Annotated in this window: 12 protein-coding genes; 5 read left to right on the top strand and 7 right to left on the bottom strand. The window is 69.5% G+C overall.

Features of this window, described 5'->3' with window-relative positions; genetic code table 11:
* Positions 1 to 753 (bottom strand): rod shape-determining protein (locus VGC56_RS01840; protein WP_464122859.1); only part of this gene is annotated, 753 nt, incomplete at its 3' end.
* 141 nt (positions 754 to 894) lie between these two features.
* Between VGC56_RS01840 and mutL the strand changes: the two genes are divergently transcribed.
* Both mutL and VGC56_RS01830 read left to right on the top strand, forming a co-directional pair.
* Entirely contained in the window at positions 895 to 2,694 is a 1,800-nt protein-coding gene (gene mutL / locus VGC56_RS01835) for a DNA mismatch repair endonuclease MutL (protein WP_464122858.1), read from the top strand.
* 16 nt (positions 2,695 to 2,710) lie between these two features.
* Positions 2,711 to 3,328 carry an HAD-IA family hydrolase gene (locus VGC56_RS01830; protein WP_464122857.1) on the top strand — a complete coding sequence of 206 codons (618 nt, stop codon included), beginning with the start codon at positions 2,711 to 2,713 and terminating at the stop codon, positions 3,326 to 3,328.
* Between the two features lie 19 nt (positions 3,329 to 3,347).
* Here the strand turns inward: VGC56_RS01830 and VGC56_RS01825 are convergent, their stop codons facing one another.
* Positions 3,348 to 5,363, bottom strand: coding sequence for an elongation factor G (locus tag VGC56_RS01825; protein WP_464122856.1), 2,016 nt, complete (start codon positions 5,361 to 5,363; stop codon positions 3,348 to 3,350).
* A gap of 172 nt (positions 5,364 to 5,535) precedes the next feature.
* Between VGC56_RS01825 and VGC56_RS01820 the strand changes: the two genes are divergently transcribed.
* Both VGC56_RS01820 and alaS read left to right on the top strand, forming a co-directional pair.
* A complete protein-coding gene (locus VGC56_RS01820; RefSeq protein ID WP_464122854.1) occupies positions 5,536 to 6,036 on the top strand; it encodes a hypothetical protein in 501 nt (166 codons plus the stop codon).
* A gap of 36 nt (positions 6,037 to 6,072) precedes the next feature.
* Positions 6,073 to 8,733 carry an alanine--tRNA ligase gene (alaS, locus tag VGC56_RS01815; RefSeq protein WP_464122852.1) on the top strand — a complete coding sequence of 887 codons (2,661 nt, stop codon included), beginning with the start codon at positions 6,073 to 6,075 and terminating at the stop codon, positions 8,731 to 8,733.
* Here the strand turns inward: alaS and VGC56_RS01810 are convergent, their stop codons facing one another.
* A complete protein-coding gene (locus VGC56_RS01810) occupies positions 8,734 to 9,810 on the bottom strand; it encodes a 2OG-Fe(II) oxygenase family protein (protein ID WP_464122850.1) in 1,077 nt (358 codons plus the stop codon).
* Positions 9,807 to 10,724: a TSUP family transporter gene (locus tag VGC56_RS01805; RefSeq protein WP_464122849.1), complete on the bottom strand. Its 918-nt coding sequence runs from the start codon at positions 10,722 to 10,724 to the stop codon at positions 9,807 to 9,809. Before VGC56_RS01805 ends, VGC56_RS01810 begins: the two co-directional genes overlap by 4 nt.
* Before the next feature lie 89 nt (positions 10,725 to 10,813).
* Here VGC56_RS01805 and VGC56_RS01800 point away from each other — a divergent pair, with 89 nt between their 5' ends.
* The gene (locus tag VGC56_RS01800) at positions 10,814 to 11,758 is read left to right on the top strand and encodes a hypothetical protein (RefSeq protein ID WP_464122848.1); all 945 of its coding nucleotides are present in this window, start codon (positions 10,814 to 10,816) and stop codon (positions 11,756 to 11,758) included.
* On the opposite strand, the gene VGC56_RS01795 is transcribed toward VGC56_RS01800, so the two are convergent.
* The 3 genes from VGC56_RS01795 to VGC56_RS01785 all read right to left on the bottom strand — a co-directional run.
* Positions 11,728 to 13,008 (bottom strand): DUF763 domain-containing protein, encoded by a 1,281-nt coding sequence (locus tag VGC56_RS01795; RefSeq protein ID WP_464122847.1) that lies wholly within the window; start codon positions 13,006 to 13,008, stop codon positions 11,728 to 11,730. The two genes, VGC56_RS01800 and VGC56_RS01795, sit on opposite strands and share 31 nt — an antisense overlap.
* Positions 13,009 to 13,384: 376 nt before the next feature.
* On the bottom strand, positions 13,385 to 15,166 hold the full coding sequence (locus tag VGC56_RS01790; RefSeq protein WP_464122846.1) for a cation:proton antiporter domain-containing protein: 1,782 nt from the start codon (positions 15,164 to 15,166) through the stop codon (positions 13,385 to 13,387).
* Between the two features lie 85 nt (positions 15,167 to 15,251).
* On the bottom strand, positions 15,252 to 16,400 hold a 1,149-nt coding region (locus VGC56_RS01785; protein ID WP_464122845.1), incomplete at its 5' end, for an acetyl-CoA C-acetyltransferase.

Here is a 16,400-nt window from a genome sequence, read left to right as displayed (position 1 = left end):
CGAAATCTCTTTGGGAACGCCGTTGACCAGGTCGCGGCCCTTGATGTGAACGGTCTTGCCGATTCCGTCGACCGGCGGCTTGGCGATCCCCACTTCCTTCTTGATCCGTTCGGCCGTGGCTTCGCCGATCAGCAGATTATGGTTGCGGCGGACATAGGAGCCGATCGCTTCGTCCATCTTGTCGCCGCCGACGCGCACCGAGGTGGTGTAGGCGAGGCCGCGCAGCGAGAGCACCGCGACCTCGGTCGTGCCGCCGCCGATGTCGACGACCATCGATCCGATCGGTTCGGTGACCGGCATGCCGGCGCCGATCGCAGCTGCCATTGGCTCCTCGATCAGCCAGACCTGCGAGGCGCCCGCGTTCGACGCGGCGTCGCGGATCGCGCGGCGCTCGACCGAGGTCGAGCCCGATGGCACGCAGATTACGATCTCGGGCCAGCGCATGAAATTGCGGCGGCCATGAACCTTCTGGATGAAGTGCTTGATCATCTGCTCGGCGACGTCGATGTCGGCTATGACGCCGTCCCGCAGCGGCCGGATCGCCTCGATCTGGTCCGGCGTCTTGCCCATCATCATCTTGGCGTCGTCGCCGACCGCCTTCACGCGCTTCACCCCGTTGATCGTCTCGATGGCGACCACCGACGGTTCGTTCAGCACCACGCCGCGTCCGCGCACGTAGACAACGGTGTTGGCGGTGCCGAGGTCGATCGCCATGTCGTGGCTGGGGAATTTGAAGAAACGCATGAGTGACATCTGGTGGTCCGCTTTCGAGAGAGGACGCCGGCGGCCGGCCGGCGAGCGCGCTTTCGCCTTTATAGGGTGGCCCCCGGGCTTGTGCCACCGGTGAGTTAACAAGCCTCGCGGGATGCCCTCGGTTGGGCTAGACCCCCCATCATGTCAATACGGCGCCTGCCCGAGCATCTGGTCAACCGCATCGCCGCCGGTGAAGTGGTGGAAAGACCGGCCAGCGCGTTGAAGGAACTTGTGGAAAACGCGATCGACGCGGGCGCCGCGCGGATCGCGATCGGCCTGTCCGCAGGGGGGATCGAGCGCATAGAGGTCAGCGACGACGGCTGCGGCATGACCGCCGCCGACATGGCGCTGGCGCTGGAGCGGCACGCCACCTCGAAGCTTCCCGACGACGCCATCGAGGCGGTGGCGACCCTGGGCTTCCGCGGCGAGGCGCTTCCGTCGATCGCCAGCGTCGCCCGCCTCACCATCGAGAGCCGGGTACGGGGCGCCGATGGCTGGAGCCGCCGGGTCGACAACGGCAAGCTCGAAGGGGAGGGGCCGGCGGCGCTCCCGCCCGGCACCCGCATCCTGGTCGAGCAATTGTTCGCCCGGGTTCCCGCGCGGCGCAAGTTCCTCCGCTCCGACCGATCCGAATATGCCGCCTGCCTCGACGTGGTGAAGCGCCTCGCCATGGCGCGGCCCGACATCGGCTTCACGCTGGAGCATGACGGCCGCCGCACCCTGTCGGTCCAGGCCGGAGAGGACCGGCCGGCCCGGGTCGCTGCGCTGACCGACCGCGGCCTGCACGAAAACAGCGTCGGCATCGACTATGACCGCGGCCCGGCGCGGCTTGGCGGAGTTGCCGGCCTGCCGACCTTCAACCGCGGCGTCGCCGACCATCAGTTCCTGTTCGTCAACGGCCGGCCGGTGAAGGACCGCCTGCTGATCGGCGCCGTCCGCGCCGCTTACCAGGACCTCCTCGCCCGCGACCGCCACCCGATCGTCGCCTTGTTCATCGAGGTCCAGGCGAGCGAGGTGGACGTCAACGTGCACCCGGCGAAGACCGAGGTCCGGTTCCGCGAGCCGAGCCTGGTGCGGGGGCTCATCGTCGGCGGGCTGCGGCATGCGCTGGACAGCGCCGGCTTCCGGAGCGCGCAGCCGGCGGCGGCCAATGTGCCGTGGCAGAGCCAAAGCCCCGCCCCTTCAGGGGAGGGGTTGGGGTGGGGCCTGTCCTCGTCGCAAAGGCCGGGACTCTTCACCTACACCTCTCCCACCCCAAACCCCTCCCTTGAAGGAGAGGGGCTCTACCGCGGCGTCCACGAGAACCGGAGCGACTACCTTCCCGCCGCCCGCGCCGAAGCTGCGACGGAGGCGACGAACCATTTCCCCCTCGGCGTCGCCCGCGGCCAGGTCGCCGCCACCTACATCGTCGCCGAAGCCGAGGACGGCCTCGTCCTCGTCGACCAGCATGCGGCGCACGAGCGCCTCGTCCTCGAGCGGATGCGCCGCGCCATGGCCAATGGCGGCGTCGCCCGTCAGGCGCTGCTCCTGCCGGAAGTGGTCGAGCTGGAGGAGCCCGCCTGCGACCGCCTCGAATCACGTGCCGCCGAGCTCGCCGAAATGGGCCTCGAACTGGAGCGCTTCGGCCCCCGCGCCATGCTGGTGCGCGCCACCCCCGCTCTGCTCGGCAATGGCGACATTCAGGGCCTCGTCACCGACCTCGCCGACGAGATCGCGGCCTATGACGAGGCGTTGAGCCTCAAGGAGAAGCTCGACCACGTCGCCGCGACCATGGCCTGCCACGGCTCCGTCCGCGCCGGGCGCATCCTCTCGGTCGCCGAGATGAACGCCCTGCTCCGCGAAATGGAGGTCACCCCCCATAGCGGCCAGTGCAATCACGGCCGCCCCACCTGGGTGAAGCTCGCCCATGGCGACATCGAGAAATTGTTTGGGCGCAAGTGACGGGCCTGAGGTTCCCGTGACGATCAGGGCGATCATGGTCGATGTGGACGGTGTGCTGCTCGTTCAATCCGATGTGCGCGGGTGGAGCGCAAACCTCGAACGGGATCTGGGTATCAGTCCAGCCGCGCTTCAGGAGGCTTTTTTCCGAAAGCATTGGGAGGACGTCGTCCACGGACGCGCCTCCTTGCGGGAGCGGCTGGGGCCGGTTCTCGAGGCCATCAGCCCACGGGTCAGCTGCGATGTGCTGATCGAGTATTGGTTTCGCAACGATGCCCATGTCGACGAGGCGCTGCTGGCCGAACTCGCCTTGGTTCGCGCGGGCGGAACGGAGGTTCACCTCGCCACTGTACAGGAACACGAGCGTGCCCGCTTCCTGTGGGAGGAACTCGATTTCCGCAGCCGGTTCGACGGCCTGCACTATGCGGCGGCGCTCGGATCGACGAAGCCTGCTGCCGCCTTCTACCAGAGCATAGAAGCCCGCACCGGCTTCGCCCCCGGCGACCTGTTCTTCATCGACGACAATGCCGCCAACGTCGAAGCGGCGCGGATGTGCGGGTGGCGCGCCGCCTTGTGGACGGGGAAGCAGTCGTTGCGCTCCCTGCTTCCCGCCGAAGCGCCATTCGTCCGAAAGTGACGCGTCCGGCGGCAGCTCCTCAGGCCGGCTCCAGCACCTGGTGCGCCACCTCCTCGGCGAGCTTGCCGTTCAGTTCGGAGAGGTGGTCGAACGTTGCTTCGTAGGTCGCGAGGCCCTGGCTCAGCGAGCGGAGCTCCGCCTCGAGGCCCTGCAGCTCCGCTTCCGGCACCAGAGCCTCGACATTGTCCCAGCGCGACCAGCCGTCGCGGCTGTCCATGCCGAGCATCTGGCCGCGGCGGCTGGCGATCGCCGAGGTGACGCGCGAGGTGGCGTGGCTCGGCGTCGCGACGCGGACCTTGTGGATCGGCTCCAGAAGGTGCGGCGCGGCGGCGGCGAGGGCTTCGGCCATGGCGATGCGGCCGGCGGTGCGGAAGGCGAGCTCCGAGCTGTCGACGCTGTGGTAGCTGCCGTCGGTCAGCGTCGCCGCCACGTCGACGACGGGGAAGCCGAGCGGGCCTTTCTCCATCGCGTCCTTCACGCCCGCTTCGATGGCGGAGAAATATTGCCGGGGGACGGCGCCGCCGTGTATTTTCTCCTCGAACCTGAAGCCGGTGCCGCGCGGGACAGGCTGGATCTCGATGACGACGTCGCCGAACTGGCCGTGGCCGCCGGACTGCTTCTTGTGGCGGCCGCGCATCGTGACAGGCTTGCGGATCGATTCCTTGAAGCCGATCGTCGGCGCCTTGGCGCTGACGCCAACGCCGTAGCGGCGCTTCAACTTGGCGAGCGTGACCTTCAAATGCTCGTCGCTGACGCCCTTGAGGCGCGTTTCGTGCAGGGCCTCGTCCTGCTCCCAGGCGAGGGAGGGGTCCTCCTCGACCAATTTGTGAAGTGCGGTCGACAGGCGGACGTCGTCCTTCCTGTCAGTGGTGGCGATGGCGAGCGCATAATTGGAAGCGAGGCGCCGGATCGTCGGGATCGTGCCCGAGGCGCCGAGCCACTGGCCCGCGCCGACGCCTTCCGCCTTGGCGATGGCGACCACGTCCCCGGAGCCGGCCCTGGCGAGCTTCGCCGTCTTCTCGCCCTGCACCGAGAAGAGGGTGCCGACGCGGACCGTGCCGCTGGCGCTCTTGAGCTCGGCGCCTTCGGTCAAAGCGCCGCCGAACACGCGGGCGAGGGCGAGGCGGCCCATCGCGCCGCCGTGCGAGACCTTGAACACGAAGGCGCAGCCGGTCTTCGCTCCCAGCCGGGTCGCGGCGGCTTCGGGGGCGGGGGCGTCGTGGCGGAGCGCCTTCATCAGCCGCCGGACGCCGAAGCCGTTCAAGGCCGAGCCGAACAGCACCGGGACGACGAGGTTCTCGCGAGTCTCGCGGGCGATGTCGGCGAAGATGGTGGCGCGATCGGGCGCCTCGTCCATCAAAAGCTGCTCGAGCAAGGCATCGTCATGGTCGGCGAGCTGCTCGAGCATGTGGAAGCGGTCGGCACGCTCGCGCTCAGTGAGGTCGGCGGGGATGTCGATCTGCTCCGAGGGCTTGCCGGGCACGTATTTGAAGGCGCGCTCGAGGCCGAGGTCGACGAAGCCGGTGATCTTCTCGCCCTGCCTGATGGGAATCTGGCGGGCGACGAGCGGCGAGGCGCTCATCGGCTGCAGCGCTTCCAGCAGCCCCTGGATCGATCCGCGGGCCTGGTCGATCTTGTTGACGAAGATGAGGTGCGGGATGCCGAGCGACTCCAATTGCCGCAGCGCCGGCTCGGCGAGGATGGCGCGGTCGGTGTCCGGATCGACGACGACAAGGGCGAGGTCGGCGCTCGCGATGGCGAAGGCGCCGTCGGCCGAGAAGCCGACCGAGCCGGGCGTGTCGACGATGGCGAACCGGTCGCCCATGAAGTCGAAATGCATGAGGTTCAGTTCGGTCGACCCGCCGCGGGCGCGGGCCTCGGCGCTGGCGTCGCCGACGCTGGTGCCGGCATCGACGCTGCCCTGGCGGTCGATCGCGCCGGCCGCGTAGAGCAGAGCTTCTGCAAGGCTGGTCTTGCCGGCGCCGCCGGGGCCGACGAGGGCGATCGTCCTGGTGCCAACCGATCTATCGGGCATGAATCTCTCCTTACGTTCGCCTGCGCGAGCCGCGAGGAGCGCGGTGCGCGCCGAACCGCCACCAATCCTCCTGTCGCCAGCCAAGCGCAAGGGGGAACGGTCGCGGCATTTGGTCCGTTGAGCGCAGCGGCGGGACGATGATCGTCCCCTTGTCTGCGTACGGAGGTTCGTAATGCCTCATAGCCTCATGCTGCCGGTCCTCACCGCCGTCGCCATCGTCGGCGCGACCGCCGCGGGCGTCGGTCTCGGCCATTCGGCCGTCGCCGAGATCAACCCGAAGCATTTCGAGGAAGCGGGCGAGAGCCAGTTCTACGGCGACCTCTCTCCCAACCACCGGGCCGACTGGGGCGCGGTGAGCGCTGCCGAATATCAGCAGCAGGCGAGCGCGCCGCCGCCGCCGGCCGCCGCAGTAGCCGCGACCTGGCCCGTCGCCGCGCCGCCCGCGCGAGACCCCGCCATCGATCGCGCGCTCAACCAGGCGTGGCGCGAGGCGTCGGCGCCCAAGCCCGAAGTGCGCTACGTCGAGCGGGTCGTTTACGAGGCGCCGCGGCCCGATCCGGTGCCGGAGCGGGTCCACCGCTATGCGAGCTACCCCGTCTCCCGCGACGAGGCGCCGCCTCCGCCGCCGCCCGAGGACGACGACCCCGACGGGGGCGATGCTGCAACGCAATAGTTGCCCGCTTCCGGCCCGCCGCCTACATGGCTGGGCATGATCTCGACCAACGACATTAGGCGCAGCTTCCTCGACTATTTCGAGCGGGAGGGGCATCGGATCGTGCCGTCGGCGCCTTTGGTGCCGCAGAACGATCCCACCTTGATGTTCGTCAACGCCGGCATGGTGCCGTTCAAGAACGTCTTCACCGGCCTGGAGACGCGGCCCTATTCGACGGCGACCTCGTCCCAGAAATGCGTCCGCGCCGGCGGCAAGCATAACGATCTCGACAATGTCGGCTATACCGCGCGGCACCACACTTTGTTCGAAATGCTGGGGAATTTCTCCTTCGGCGACTATTTCAAGGAGCGGGCGATCACCCTCGCCTGGAACCTGCTCACCAAGGAATGGGGAATTCCGGCCGACCGGCTGACCGTCACTGTCTATCATACGGACCACGAGGCCTTCGACCTGTGGAGGAAGGTCGCGGGCCTGCCCGAAGAGCGCATCATCCGCATCGCCACCAAGGACAATTTCTGGGCGATGGGCGACAACGGCCCGTGCGGGCCCTGTTCCGAGATCTTCTACGACCATGGCGGTCACATTCCCGGCGGCCCTCCCGGAAGCCCGGACGAGGATGGCGACCGCTTCGTCGAGATATGGAACCTCGTCTTCATGCAGTTCGAGCAGGAGGCGAACGAGATCGTCGGCGACCTGCCGAAGAAGTCGATCGACACGGGCATGGGGCTGGAGCGGATCGCCGCCGTCCTGCAGGGCGTCCACGACAATTACGACACGGACACGTTCAAGGCGCTGATCGCGGCGTCCTCGGCCCTCACCCACAACGGCGTCACCGCCGACACGCAGGCGAGCCACCGCGTCATCGCCGACCATCTTCGCGCCTCCGGCTTCCTCGTCGCCGACGGCGTGCTACCGGCCAATGAGGGCAGGGGCTATGTGCTGCGGCGGATCATGCGCCGGGCGATGCGGCATGCGCATCTTCTCGGCGCGTCGGAGCCGCTCATGCACCGGCTGGTGCCGGCCCTCGTCGCCGAGATGGGCGCCGCCTACCCGGAGCTGGTCCGCGCCCAGCCGCTGATCGAGGAGACGCTGAAGCTCGAGGAGACGCGCTTCCGCCAGACGTTGGTCAACGGCCTTCGCCTCCTCGACGAAGCGACGGCCTCGATGGCGCCGGGCGGCACGCTGGCCGGCGACGTCGCCTTCAAGCTCTACGACACGTACGGCTTCCCCTACGATTTGACCGAGGACGCGCTCCGCGCGCAGGGCTTCGGCGTCGACCGCGCCGGCTTCGACGCCGCCATGGCCGAGCAGAAGGCGCAGGCCCGCGCCGCCTGGAAGGGCTCCGGCCAGAAGGCGTCGGAGGAGGTCTGGTTCGACCTCGCCGAAGAGCTCGGCTCGACGGAATTCACCGGCTATGCGGGGCATGAGGGCGAGGGCCAGGTGCTCGCCATCGTCAAGGATGGCGCGCGCGTCGAGCGGGCCGGCGCCGGCGACAAGGTCGTCATCCTCACGAACCAGACGCCTTTCTACGCCGAGAGCGGCGGGCAGATGGGCGACACCGGAAGCATAAGCTCCGACAAGGGCTTGCGTGCCGACGTAGAGGACACGTCGAAGCCGCTGGGCCGTCTCCACGCCCACCATGCGGTGATCCGCGAAGGCGAGGTGGCGGTCGGCGACGCGGTCCACCTGTCGGTCGACGTCGAGCGCCGCCGCCGCGTCCGCGCCAACCACAGCGCCACCCATTTGCTCCACGCGGCGCTGCGCCACCGGCTCGGCGGGCACGTCACGCAGAAAGGCAGCCTCGTCGCGCCCGACCGGCTGCGCTTCGATTTCTCGCACCCGAAGGCGCTGACGAGCGAGGACATCGCCGCGGTCGAGGAGGAGGTGAACCGCCACATCCGCGAGAATGACGACGTCACCACCCGGCTGATGACACCCGACGAGGCGATCGCGGCCGGCGCGATGGCTCTGTTCGGCGAGAAATATGGCGACGAGGTGCGTGTCCTCTCCATGGGGCAGGGGGAGGAAGCGAGCTATTCGGTCGAATTGTGCGGCGGAACGCATGTCAATGCGCTCGGCGACATCCAGCTGTTCAAGGTCGTCGGCGAGAGCGCCGTCGCCGCCGGCGTGCGGCGCATCGAGGCGCTGACCGGCGAGGCGGCGCGCCAGTGGCTGACGGCACGCGAGGACAAGCTCAAGGAGGCCGCCGCGGCACTCAAGGCGTCTCCGGACGAGGTGCCGGCCCGCGTCGCTATGCTCATCGAGGAACGCCGCCGGCTTGAGCGCGAGCTTGCCGAGGCGCGCAAGGCGCTGGCGCTCGGCGGCGGCTCCAAGGCTGAGGCGGCCGGGCCGGAGCAGGTCGGCGGCCACGGCTTCATCGGCCAGGTTATCGAGGGCCTGGACCCGAAGGCCCTGCGCGGCCTCGTCGACGAGGCCAAGACCCGCCTCGGCTCAGGCGTCGCAACCCTGGTCGCGGTCAATGACGGCCGCGCCAGCGTCGCCGTCGGCGTCACCGACGACTTGGTCGGGGCACTGAGCGCCGTGGACCTCGTCCGCAAGGCCGTCGAAGCCCTTGGCGGCCAGGGCGGCGGCGGCCGGCCCGACATGGCCCAGGGCGGCGGGCCCGACGGGTCGAAGGGGGCCGAGGCCGTGGCGGCAGTGAAGGCCGCCTTGGAAGGGCAGCTGACGGCGGCCTAGTCAGGCGCTGTCCACCGCATAGCCCTCGCCGTAGAACTTGCTCGTGCTGTGCGTGTGGAAGGCGATGGCCTTGATGGGGTCGTAGCGGGGCGTGCCAAGACCGGGGAGCACTTCGAGGATTTCGTTCTCCCAGACGTAGACGGCGATGGGGAAGGAGACTCGCGGCGCGGCGCGGTGCGAGGCGTCGCGGGGCTTGCCGACGCGGTGGGTGGTCGAGGGGAAACGGTCGTTCGAGATGCGCTGCATATAGTCGCCGGTGTTGATGATGATCGAGCCATAAGGCGCGTTGAGCCGCACCCAGGCGCGGCTGCGGTGGTTCCACACCTGCAGCCCCTCGGCGCGCGTCGCCGGCAGGATGGTGAACAGGTCGACGTCCTCATGGCCGAGCAGGCGGCCGGCGCCCGAGCGGTCCTGGTCCTCGCTCATCGGCGGGTAGTAGTTGGCGCGCAGGCCGAAATTGGTGCCGGTGAGCTTCTCGTCACAGACGTGCGGGTCGCAACCGAGCCCCTGGAACATCGCCTGCGCGATCGGCTTGAACAGGGCTTCGTGGGCGAGGGCGAGGCGGCGGAATTGGGGCTCCAAGTCGGCGCGGGGCCAATAGTCCGCGGCGCGAAACGGGCCGTCGCGAAGCTGCGGCATATCGAAGGCGCGGCGGCACCAGACCCAGCCCTCGACCAGGTCCGGATGGATCTCGCTCGTCTCCTCGATGGGGAAATAGCCTTGGGCGACGGAGCCGTGGCGCTTCGCCCGGAAGCGCATCTTCTCGTCGAGGGGGGTCGACGTGAAGAGGTCGAGGACGCTCTCTTCCACGCTGTCGTAGAGCGCCGCATCGACGCCGTGCCCGACGAGGACGGCGAAACCGATCTCCTGCAGGGCCGCCGCGAATTCGTCGGCGAAACGCGCCTTGTCGCGCGCATCGCCGCGCAGGAAGGGCTCGATGTCGAGCGTCGCGATCTCGTACGCGTCGTCGAAGCGGTCGCTTTCATGCTCGGCGAGGCGGTAGGTGTGGGCCTTGCGGACCTGATCGAAGCGGCTGAAATCCTGGTTCAGCGCGGGCAAAGCGGCGGGCGGCGTCACGATCCGGTTTCCGGCTCCGGCGCGAGGATGAGCGGGGCCTCCGCCGCCTCGATCGTGCCCTCGCGCCGGCCCGAGAGCGCGGCGTGCGCCATCACCGCCGCGGCATAGAGCACGACGGCGAAGACCAGCCAGCGCAGATAGGTGACCGGCATGGAGACGACGACGTAATAGGCCAGGAGAACCGCCGGGATGCCGCCGATGGCGAGGCCGAGCACGATCCTCAGATCCACCTTGCCGATGCGGATATGCTGGAAACTCGCCCCGGCGCCCATCAGCGAGGCGCCGGCCGCCATGATCGGGAAGGCGTATTTTGGGTCCAATCCCATCAGGCTGAACATCACCAGGGTCGGCGCGTAATTGCCGACGCCGAAATTGGCGAGGATGCCGAAGAGGAAATTGGCGAGGATCGCGACGATCATCAGACCGAGCGGCAGGGCGGACGCCGTCCCGCCGCCGGGGAACAGGTGCAGGTTGGTCATCGCATAGGCCGCCGCGGCGAGCACCAAGCCGACGGCGACGGTCAATTGCACGACCCAGACCCGTGCCTTGGTGACCAGGGGCACGCCGACCAGCCCGCCGAGGAAGACGGCGGCGACGCAGCTGATCAGCAGCGTCCGGTCGACGAGCACGCCGAGGCCGATGAGGAAGACGATGCTCTCGGTCATCGACGGCGGCGTCAGGCCGCAGAGCATCGTCTGCGGGATCAGGCGGTCCGGCACCATGCGGCGGAATTTAAACCACGCCGTGGTCGGCGCGAAGGAGCCGATGCCGAGCGTATCGAGGAAGTTGACCACCGCGCCGAGTGCCATCGCCTCCAACCCCGGCAGCGCGCGCTGGGCGATGGCGGCGCGCAGCAGCGCGAAGCCGTAGGCGAGGACGGCGAAGCCGAGAACGACGAGGAGGGCGATCAGCATAAGCGCGACATTGAGCCTGCCCGGCCCCGTGCGCAACTGCGGTGCCGAGGACGGTCGCCACGCCGAGGCGGGCGCGCTAAGCGGGAGCGATGGACCAGGCGCCCGGCGAACTCGACCTGATCTGCGCCGACTTCAACGGCGCGCTCGCCTTGCTGCGTGCGCTCGGGGCGCGGCTCGACAGCATCTACCCGGCGGACGAGCCGCACAGCGCGGTGCTGAGCCATGACGGCACCATCATCCGGCTGTGGGCCCGTGCCGACGCGCCGGTGGCGCCGGGGACATTGCCCGACTTCCGTCCCGAGTTCCTGGTGACCGTGGCGGGCGCCGCCGCCGCGGAAGGCCGCGCCGGCATGCTGTACCGCGACCTGATCCCGAGCCGGCTCGGCGGGCGCTACATCGCATCGCACATTCGCATCGATCAGGGCGGGCCGGTCGGCGACTGGGTCCATTTCCACCGCATCGCCGTCCAGCTGATCTGCGTCCGCAAGGGTTGGGTGCGGGTGGTCTACGAGGACCAGGGGCCGCCGTTCGTGATGGAGGCCGGCGACATGGTCCTGCAGCCGCCGGGGATCCGCCACCGGGTGCTGGACAGCGGGGCGGGGCTGGAGGTGGTCGAGATCACCTGCCCTGCGCTCCACGAGACCTTCGCCGAGCATGAGATGATTTTGCCGAACGGGTCCGCCCCGGGACGATCCTACGGCGGACAGCACTTCCTGCACCATGTGGCGGCGACGGCGCCGTGGACGCCGTGGCACGGCGGCGAGGCGCAGGCGACGGGCATAAGCGAGGCCAGCGGCGCGCTGATCGAAGCGCGGGTCGTCAGGCTGGGCGCTCAGGCCGTCGTCGACGTGCCGCCGCATGAGGGCGAGCTGGTGTTCGGGTTCGTGCTTGAAGGGTCGGTCCGTCTTGGCGAGGGCCAGCCGCTCGGTCCCGCCGACTCGTTCGTGGTCCCGCCGGGAAAGGCTTGGCGCCTGCGCGAAGCGTCGGAGGACTTCCGCCTGCTTCACGTCACTACGGCACTTCTGCCGGCCTGAGCCGCCCCCGCGTCGGGCGAGGGGGCCGGCTCGTGGCCGAACACGCTGCGGCCGCCATATTCGTGGGAGCGCGCCCGCTCCTCGGCGATTACCGCTTCGAAGCTGGGGCCGCTGACATAGCGCTCCAGCCGCCGCGCCTGGTCGTCGAGGCGGCGGATGGCGGCGAGCTTCTCGTCCTGGCCAAGCTTCGCCTGCTCGACTGCGGCCTTCAGAACGCCGATCGTCTTGTCGTAGACCTTGGTTGGGACCGGGAAGGGATGCCGGTCCTTGCCGCCATGGGCGAGCGAGAAGCGGGCGGGGTCGGCGAAGCGGCAGGGGGCGCCGTGGATCACCTCCGCGACCATGGCGAGGGAGCGGACGGTGCGGGCGCCGACGCCGGGGACGAGGAGCAATTCGGGGAAATCCCTCGGCCCCGCATCGGCAGCGGCGGCGAGGGTGCCGTGGAGACGGCGGAGGATGACGTCGTTGGCACGAACGTCGTGATGGTCGGGCATTACGAGGTGCGGGAGGAGGGGCTGGGGACAGTCACTTGTGACTGTCCCCCTTTCCAGTGCCGCGGCCTCGCGCGCCAGCCTGTCCGGCCCAAGCTCGGCCAGCAGCCTCAGCTGGGCGCTGCGCGAGGCGTCGGCGCGGCGGTCGGCGAGGTTGACGATCTCGCCCTGCCGCCGCCCCTCGATGCCGCTGTGCGGGCTTTCGACGAAGCTGGTGAGGCCGTCCGACAGCCAATGGTAGCGCCGCGCCGTCTTGTTCGCGCCGTTCATGCCCTGCTGGACCACCGCCCATTTGCCCTCGTCGGTGACGAAGAAGCCGTGGAGGTAGAGGTCGAAGCCGTCCTGCACGGCGGCGCTGTCGACCTTAGCGACGAGGCGGCTGGCCTGCGCGAGGGCGATGCCATCGAACCCCGCCGCGTCGCCCGCCGCGGCGAGTTCCGCCGGGGTGGCCCGCGAATGCTTGCCGCGCCCGCCGCAGACGCGGATGCCGAGCTCGTTCGCCCGCGGATTTAGACCGCGCTTCAGGGCGCCGATGACGCTGGTGGTGATGCCGGACGAATGCCAGTCCATGCCCATCACCGCGCCGAACGACTGGAACCAGAAGGGGTGGGCGAGGCGGGCGAGGAAGGCGTCGCGCCCCTCGTGCAGCACGATCGCCTCGGCGATGAGCGTGCCGAGCCGCGTCATCCGTTCCCCCAGCCAGGCGGGCACACGGCCGCCGTGGAGCGGAAGGTCGGCGCTTCCGGCGCGGCGCGCCATCAGCGGACGCCGACCGGAAGCAGGCGAAAGGTCACACGAAGGTCACGCCACGACGCCCCTTGCGCAGTGGGATTTTCTAGGAAGCCAGGCGAAAAGGGAGAGGAGCGGCGCATGCCGCGAACATAGCAGGAACTAGATCGCGGGGCAAGCCTCTTTGCCTCCCCATCCGGCAGGATGGGGAGGGGGGTGTAGGCGGGCCGGCATGCCGGGGGCATGCCGAGCGCCGGAACCGGCTGCGCAACAGCCGTCGGCGTAGCTGGTGGAGGGGTAGCTGGCTCGGAGTGGGAGTTTCTCGCGCTCGACGGGCGAGGGCTGTGCCTTCTACCCCTCCACCACCTTCGGTGGTCCCCCTCCCCATCTCGATGGGGAGGCAAAGTTACGGCTTCGCATCCCTGAGTCGCCGGGTGGGCTTCAGCGCGGGGGCGTGGTCGAGCTGGCCTTCCTCCATAATCTCCTGGCGGAGCTGGGCGCGCTTTTCGTGGATCGAGGCGATGACGGGTCCCATGGCGATGCCGAGGTCGACCAGCACCGCTTCGGAAAGCTGGAGCGAGCTTTCCAGCGTCTCGGGGACGGCGTCGCTGGCACCCGCCTTGTAGAGCTCGGCGGCGTGGCGGGCGTCGCGGGCGCGGGCGACGATGGTGAGGCCGGGGCACCAGGCGCGCACCTTCTTGGTCAGGCGGACGGTGAGGACGGGATCGTCCATGGTGAGGACGAGGGCGCTGGCATGGCCGAGGTTGAGGCGGTCCATCAGCTCGGGCCGGGCGACATCGCCGTAAAGGACCGGAAAGCCCTCGCGGCGGCAGGCGGCGGCGTTGTCGACGTTCGAATCGACCGCGACGTAGGAGCGGCCGTGGTTGGCGAGCATCTCGGCCACCAGCCGTCCGACGCGGCCGAAGCCGATGATGACGACGTCCGGAGCCGCCTCGCCGGTGCCGACCTGCAGGGTGGAGTCCGTGGCGCTGCCGTCCACCCGCCGGGCGGCTGCGCGGCCCAGGCGGGCCAGCAGCGGGGTCAATGTCAGGCCCAGGGCGGTAACGATGGTCCAGAAGGCGGCGGTTTCCGGTGCGATCAGCCTTGCGGCCGCGGCGGCGGAGAGGACGACGAGGGTGGTCTCCGAGGGGGAGGACATGAGGAGACCCGCTTCCGCCGCGGTCGCCTTGCGCGCGCCGGTGAGGCGGAGGAGGCCGCCGGTCACCGCCGCCTTGACCAGAACGACGCCGGCGAGCGCGAGCACGAGCTTTTCCCAATTGGGCAGGATCTGGCGGAGGTCGAGGCTCATGCCGACGGTGATCAGGAAAACGCCGAGCGCGAGGCCGCGGAAGGGGGCGGTGATGACTTCGACTTCGCTCCGGTAGTCGGTCTCGGCGATGAGCAGGCCGGCGACGATCGCGCCGACGATCGGCGACAGGCCCGCGGCGGTGGTGGCGAGGCTGGCGACGATGACGACGAGGAGGCTCGCCGAGAGGAACAGCTCCGGGCTCTTGGTCCGCGCCGCCTGTGCGAACAGGCGCGGGAAGAACAGGCGGCCGAGCACGAGCATTGCGCCGATCACCAGCGCGCCGAGGCCGATGGTGCGGGCCAGCCCCTCCCAGCCGCCCTGCCCAGCCTGCGGCGCCAGCGCGCCGAGGAAGAAGATGATCGGGACGATGGCGAGGTCTTCGAAGAGGAGCATGGCGAGGGCCGAGCGGCCGACGGGGGTGCCGGGGCCGACCAGCGGCAGGACGAGCGCCGTCGAGGAAAGGGCGAGCGCCAGGCCCATGCCCGCCGCGCCGCCCCAGCCTTCGCCGAGCAGCCGCAGCACGCCCGCGACGATGACGGCCGAGAGGAGCAGTTCGGCGGCGCCCAATCCGAACACCTGCCGCCGCATGCTCCATAGCCGCCGAAAGGAGAGTTCGAGGCCGACCGAGAAGAGCAGGAGGATGATGCCGAACTCGGCGAACGGCGCGATGCCGTGCGGGTTGGAGATGGTGACATGGCCGAGCCAGGGATGCTGCGGGGTGAGGGCGCCGAGCCCCGCTGGCCCGCACAGCATGCCGACGAGGATAAAGCCGATTACCGGGCTCACCCGGAAGCGCGCAAAGGCCGGAATGACGATCCCCGCCGCGCCGAGGATCACCAGCGCGTCGGAAAGGGGGGTGTTCTGGAAGCCGGCGGCCATGGGCTCCTTATGCCCGATCGGAGCGCATTGTCAGCCTTGGCACGCGGTCCCCCTCCCCATCTCCTTCGGTGACGGGGAGGACTGGCTAGAGCCGTTCGACGATCGTCACGTTCGCGAGCCCGCCGCCTTCGCACATGGTCTGGAGGCCGTAGCGCCGGCCGCGGGCCTTCAAGGCGTGGAGGAGGGTGGTCATCAGCTTGGTGCCCGAGGCGCCGAGCGGGTGGCCGAGCGCGATGGCGCCGCCGTTGACGTTGAGGCGGGCGGGGTCGGCGCCTGTTTCCTGCAGCCAGGCGAGGGGGACGGGGGCGAAGGCTTCGTTGACTTCGTAGAGATCGATATCGTCGATGCGCATGCCGGCGCGGTTTAGGGCGCGGCGGGTGGCGGGGATGACTTCCTCGAGCATGATCACCGGGTCGCCGCCAGTGACGGTCAGGTTGACGATGCGCGCCAATGGGGTGAGGCCGTGGTCCTTCAGCGCCCGCTCCGAGACGACGAGGACGCCGGAGGCGCCGTCGCAGATCTGGCTCGCCGAGGCGGCGGAGATGCGGCCGCCTTCGCGGAGCAGCTTGACCGAAGCGATGCTTTCGATCGTCGCGTCGGAGCGGATGCCTTCGTCGCGCGCGTGGGGGGTTTCGTTGCCCTCAGCATCGACGATCCTAAGCGGGACGATCTCCGCATCGAACGCCCCGGCTTCCGTCGCGGCGGCGGCCTTGCGGTGGCTGGCGAGGGCGAAGGCGTCGAGTGCCTCCTTCGAAAGCAGGTATTTCTCCGCGATCATCTCGGCGCCGTCGAACTGGCTGAACATGGCCACGCCGAACCGCTCCTGGATGCGCTTCGAGAAGGGGCCGGTGCCGATGCCGTGCTGGAGCGGGAGGGTGAAGGGAAGGCCCATCGGCACCCGCGTCATGGATTCGACGCCGCTCGCGATCACCACGTCCTGGGTGCCGCTCATCACCGCCTGGGCGGCGAACTGGATCGCCTGCTGCGACGATCCGCATTGCCGGTCGATGGTCACCGCCGGCACCGAGACCGGCAGCGAGGAAGCGAGAACTGCGTTGCGGCCGATGTGGAAGGCCTGCTCGCCCGCCTGGCCGACGCAGCCCATGATGACGTCCTCGATCGCGGCGGGGTCGACGCCGGAACGCGAGACCAGGGCGTCGAGGATTTCGGCGCCGAGGTCCGCCGGATGCCAATCCTTCAGCGCGCCGTTCCTGCGGCCGCCGGCGGTGCGGGC

It is taken from the genome of Allosphingosinicella sp., from assembly GCF_036403745.1.
Classification (GTDB): Bacteria; Pseudomonadota; Alphaproteobacteria; order Sphingomonadales; family Sphingomonadaceae; genus Allosphingosinicella.
Note: the sequence above shows the minus strand (reverse complement) of the source record. Positions and strands in the feature narration are given on the sequence as shown.

What these genes read in the sequence shown, in the direction of transcription:
- VGC56_RS01825 (WP_464122856.1), bottom strand. Translation starts at nt 5,363, where the DNA reads ATGCCCGATAGATCGGTTGGCACCAGGACGATCGCCCTCGTCGGCCCC.
- VGC56_RS01795 (WP_464122847.1), bottom strand. Translation starts at nt 13,008, where the DNA reads ATGGCGCGCCGCGCCGGAAGCGCCGACCTTCCGCTCCACGGCGGCCGT.
- VGC56_RS01820 (WP_464122854.1), top strand. Translation starts at nt 5,536, where the DNA reads ATGCCTCATAGCCTCATGCTGCCGGTCCTCACCGCCGTCGCCATCGTC.
- VGC56_RS01790 (WP_464122846.1), bottom strand. Translation starts at nt 15,166, where the DNA reads ATGGCCGCCGGCTTCCAGAACACCCCCCTTTCCGACGCGCTGGTGATC.
- mutL (WP_464122858.1), top strand. Translation starts at nt 895, where the DNA reads ATGTCAATACGGCGCCTGCCCGAGCATCTGGTCAACCGCATCGCCGCC.
- VGC56_RS01800 (WP_464122848.1), top strand. Translation starts at nt 10,814, where the DNA reads ATGGACCAGGCGCCCGGCGAACTCGACCTGATCTGCGCCGACTTCAAC.
- alaS (WP_464122852.1), top strand. Translation starts at nt 6,073, where the DNA reads ATGATCTCGACCAACGACATTAGGCGCAGCTTCCTCGACTATTTCGAG.
- VGC56_RS01805 (WP_464122849.1), bottom strand. Translation starts at nt 10,724, where the DNA reads ATGCTGATCGCCCTCCTCGTCGTTCTCGGCTTCGCCGTCCTCGCCTAC.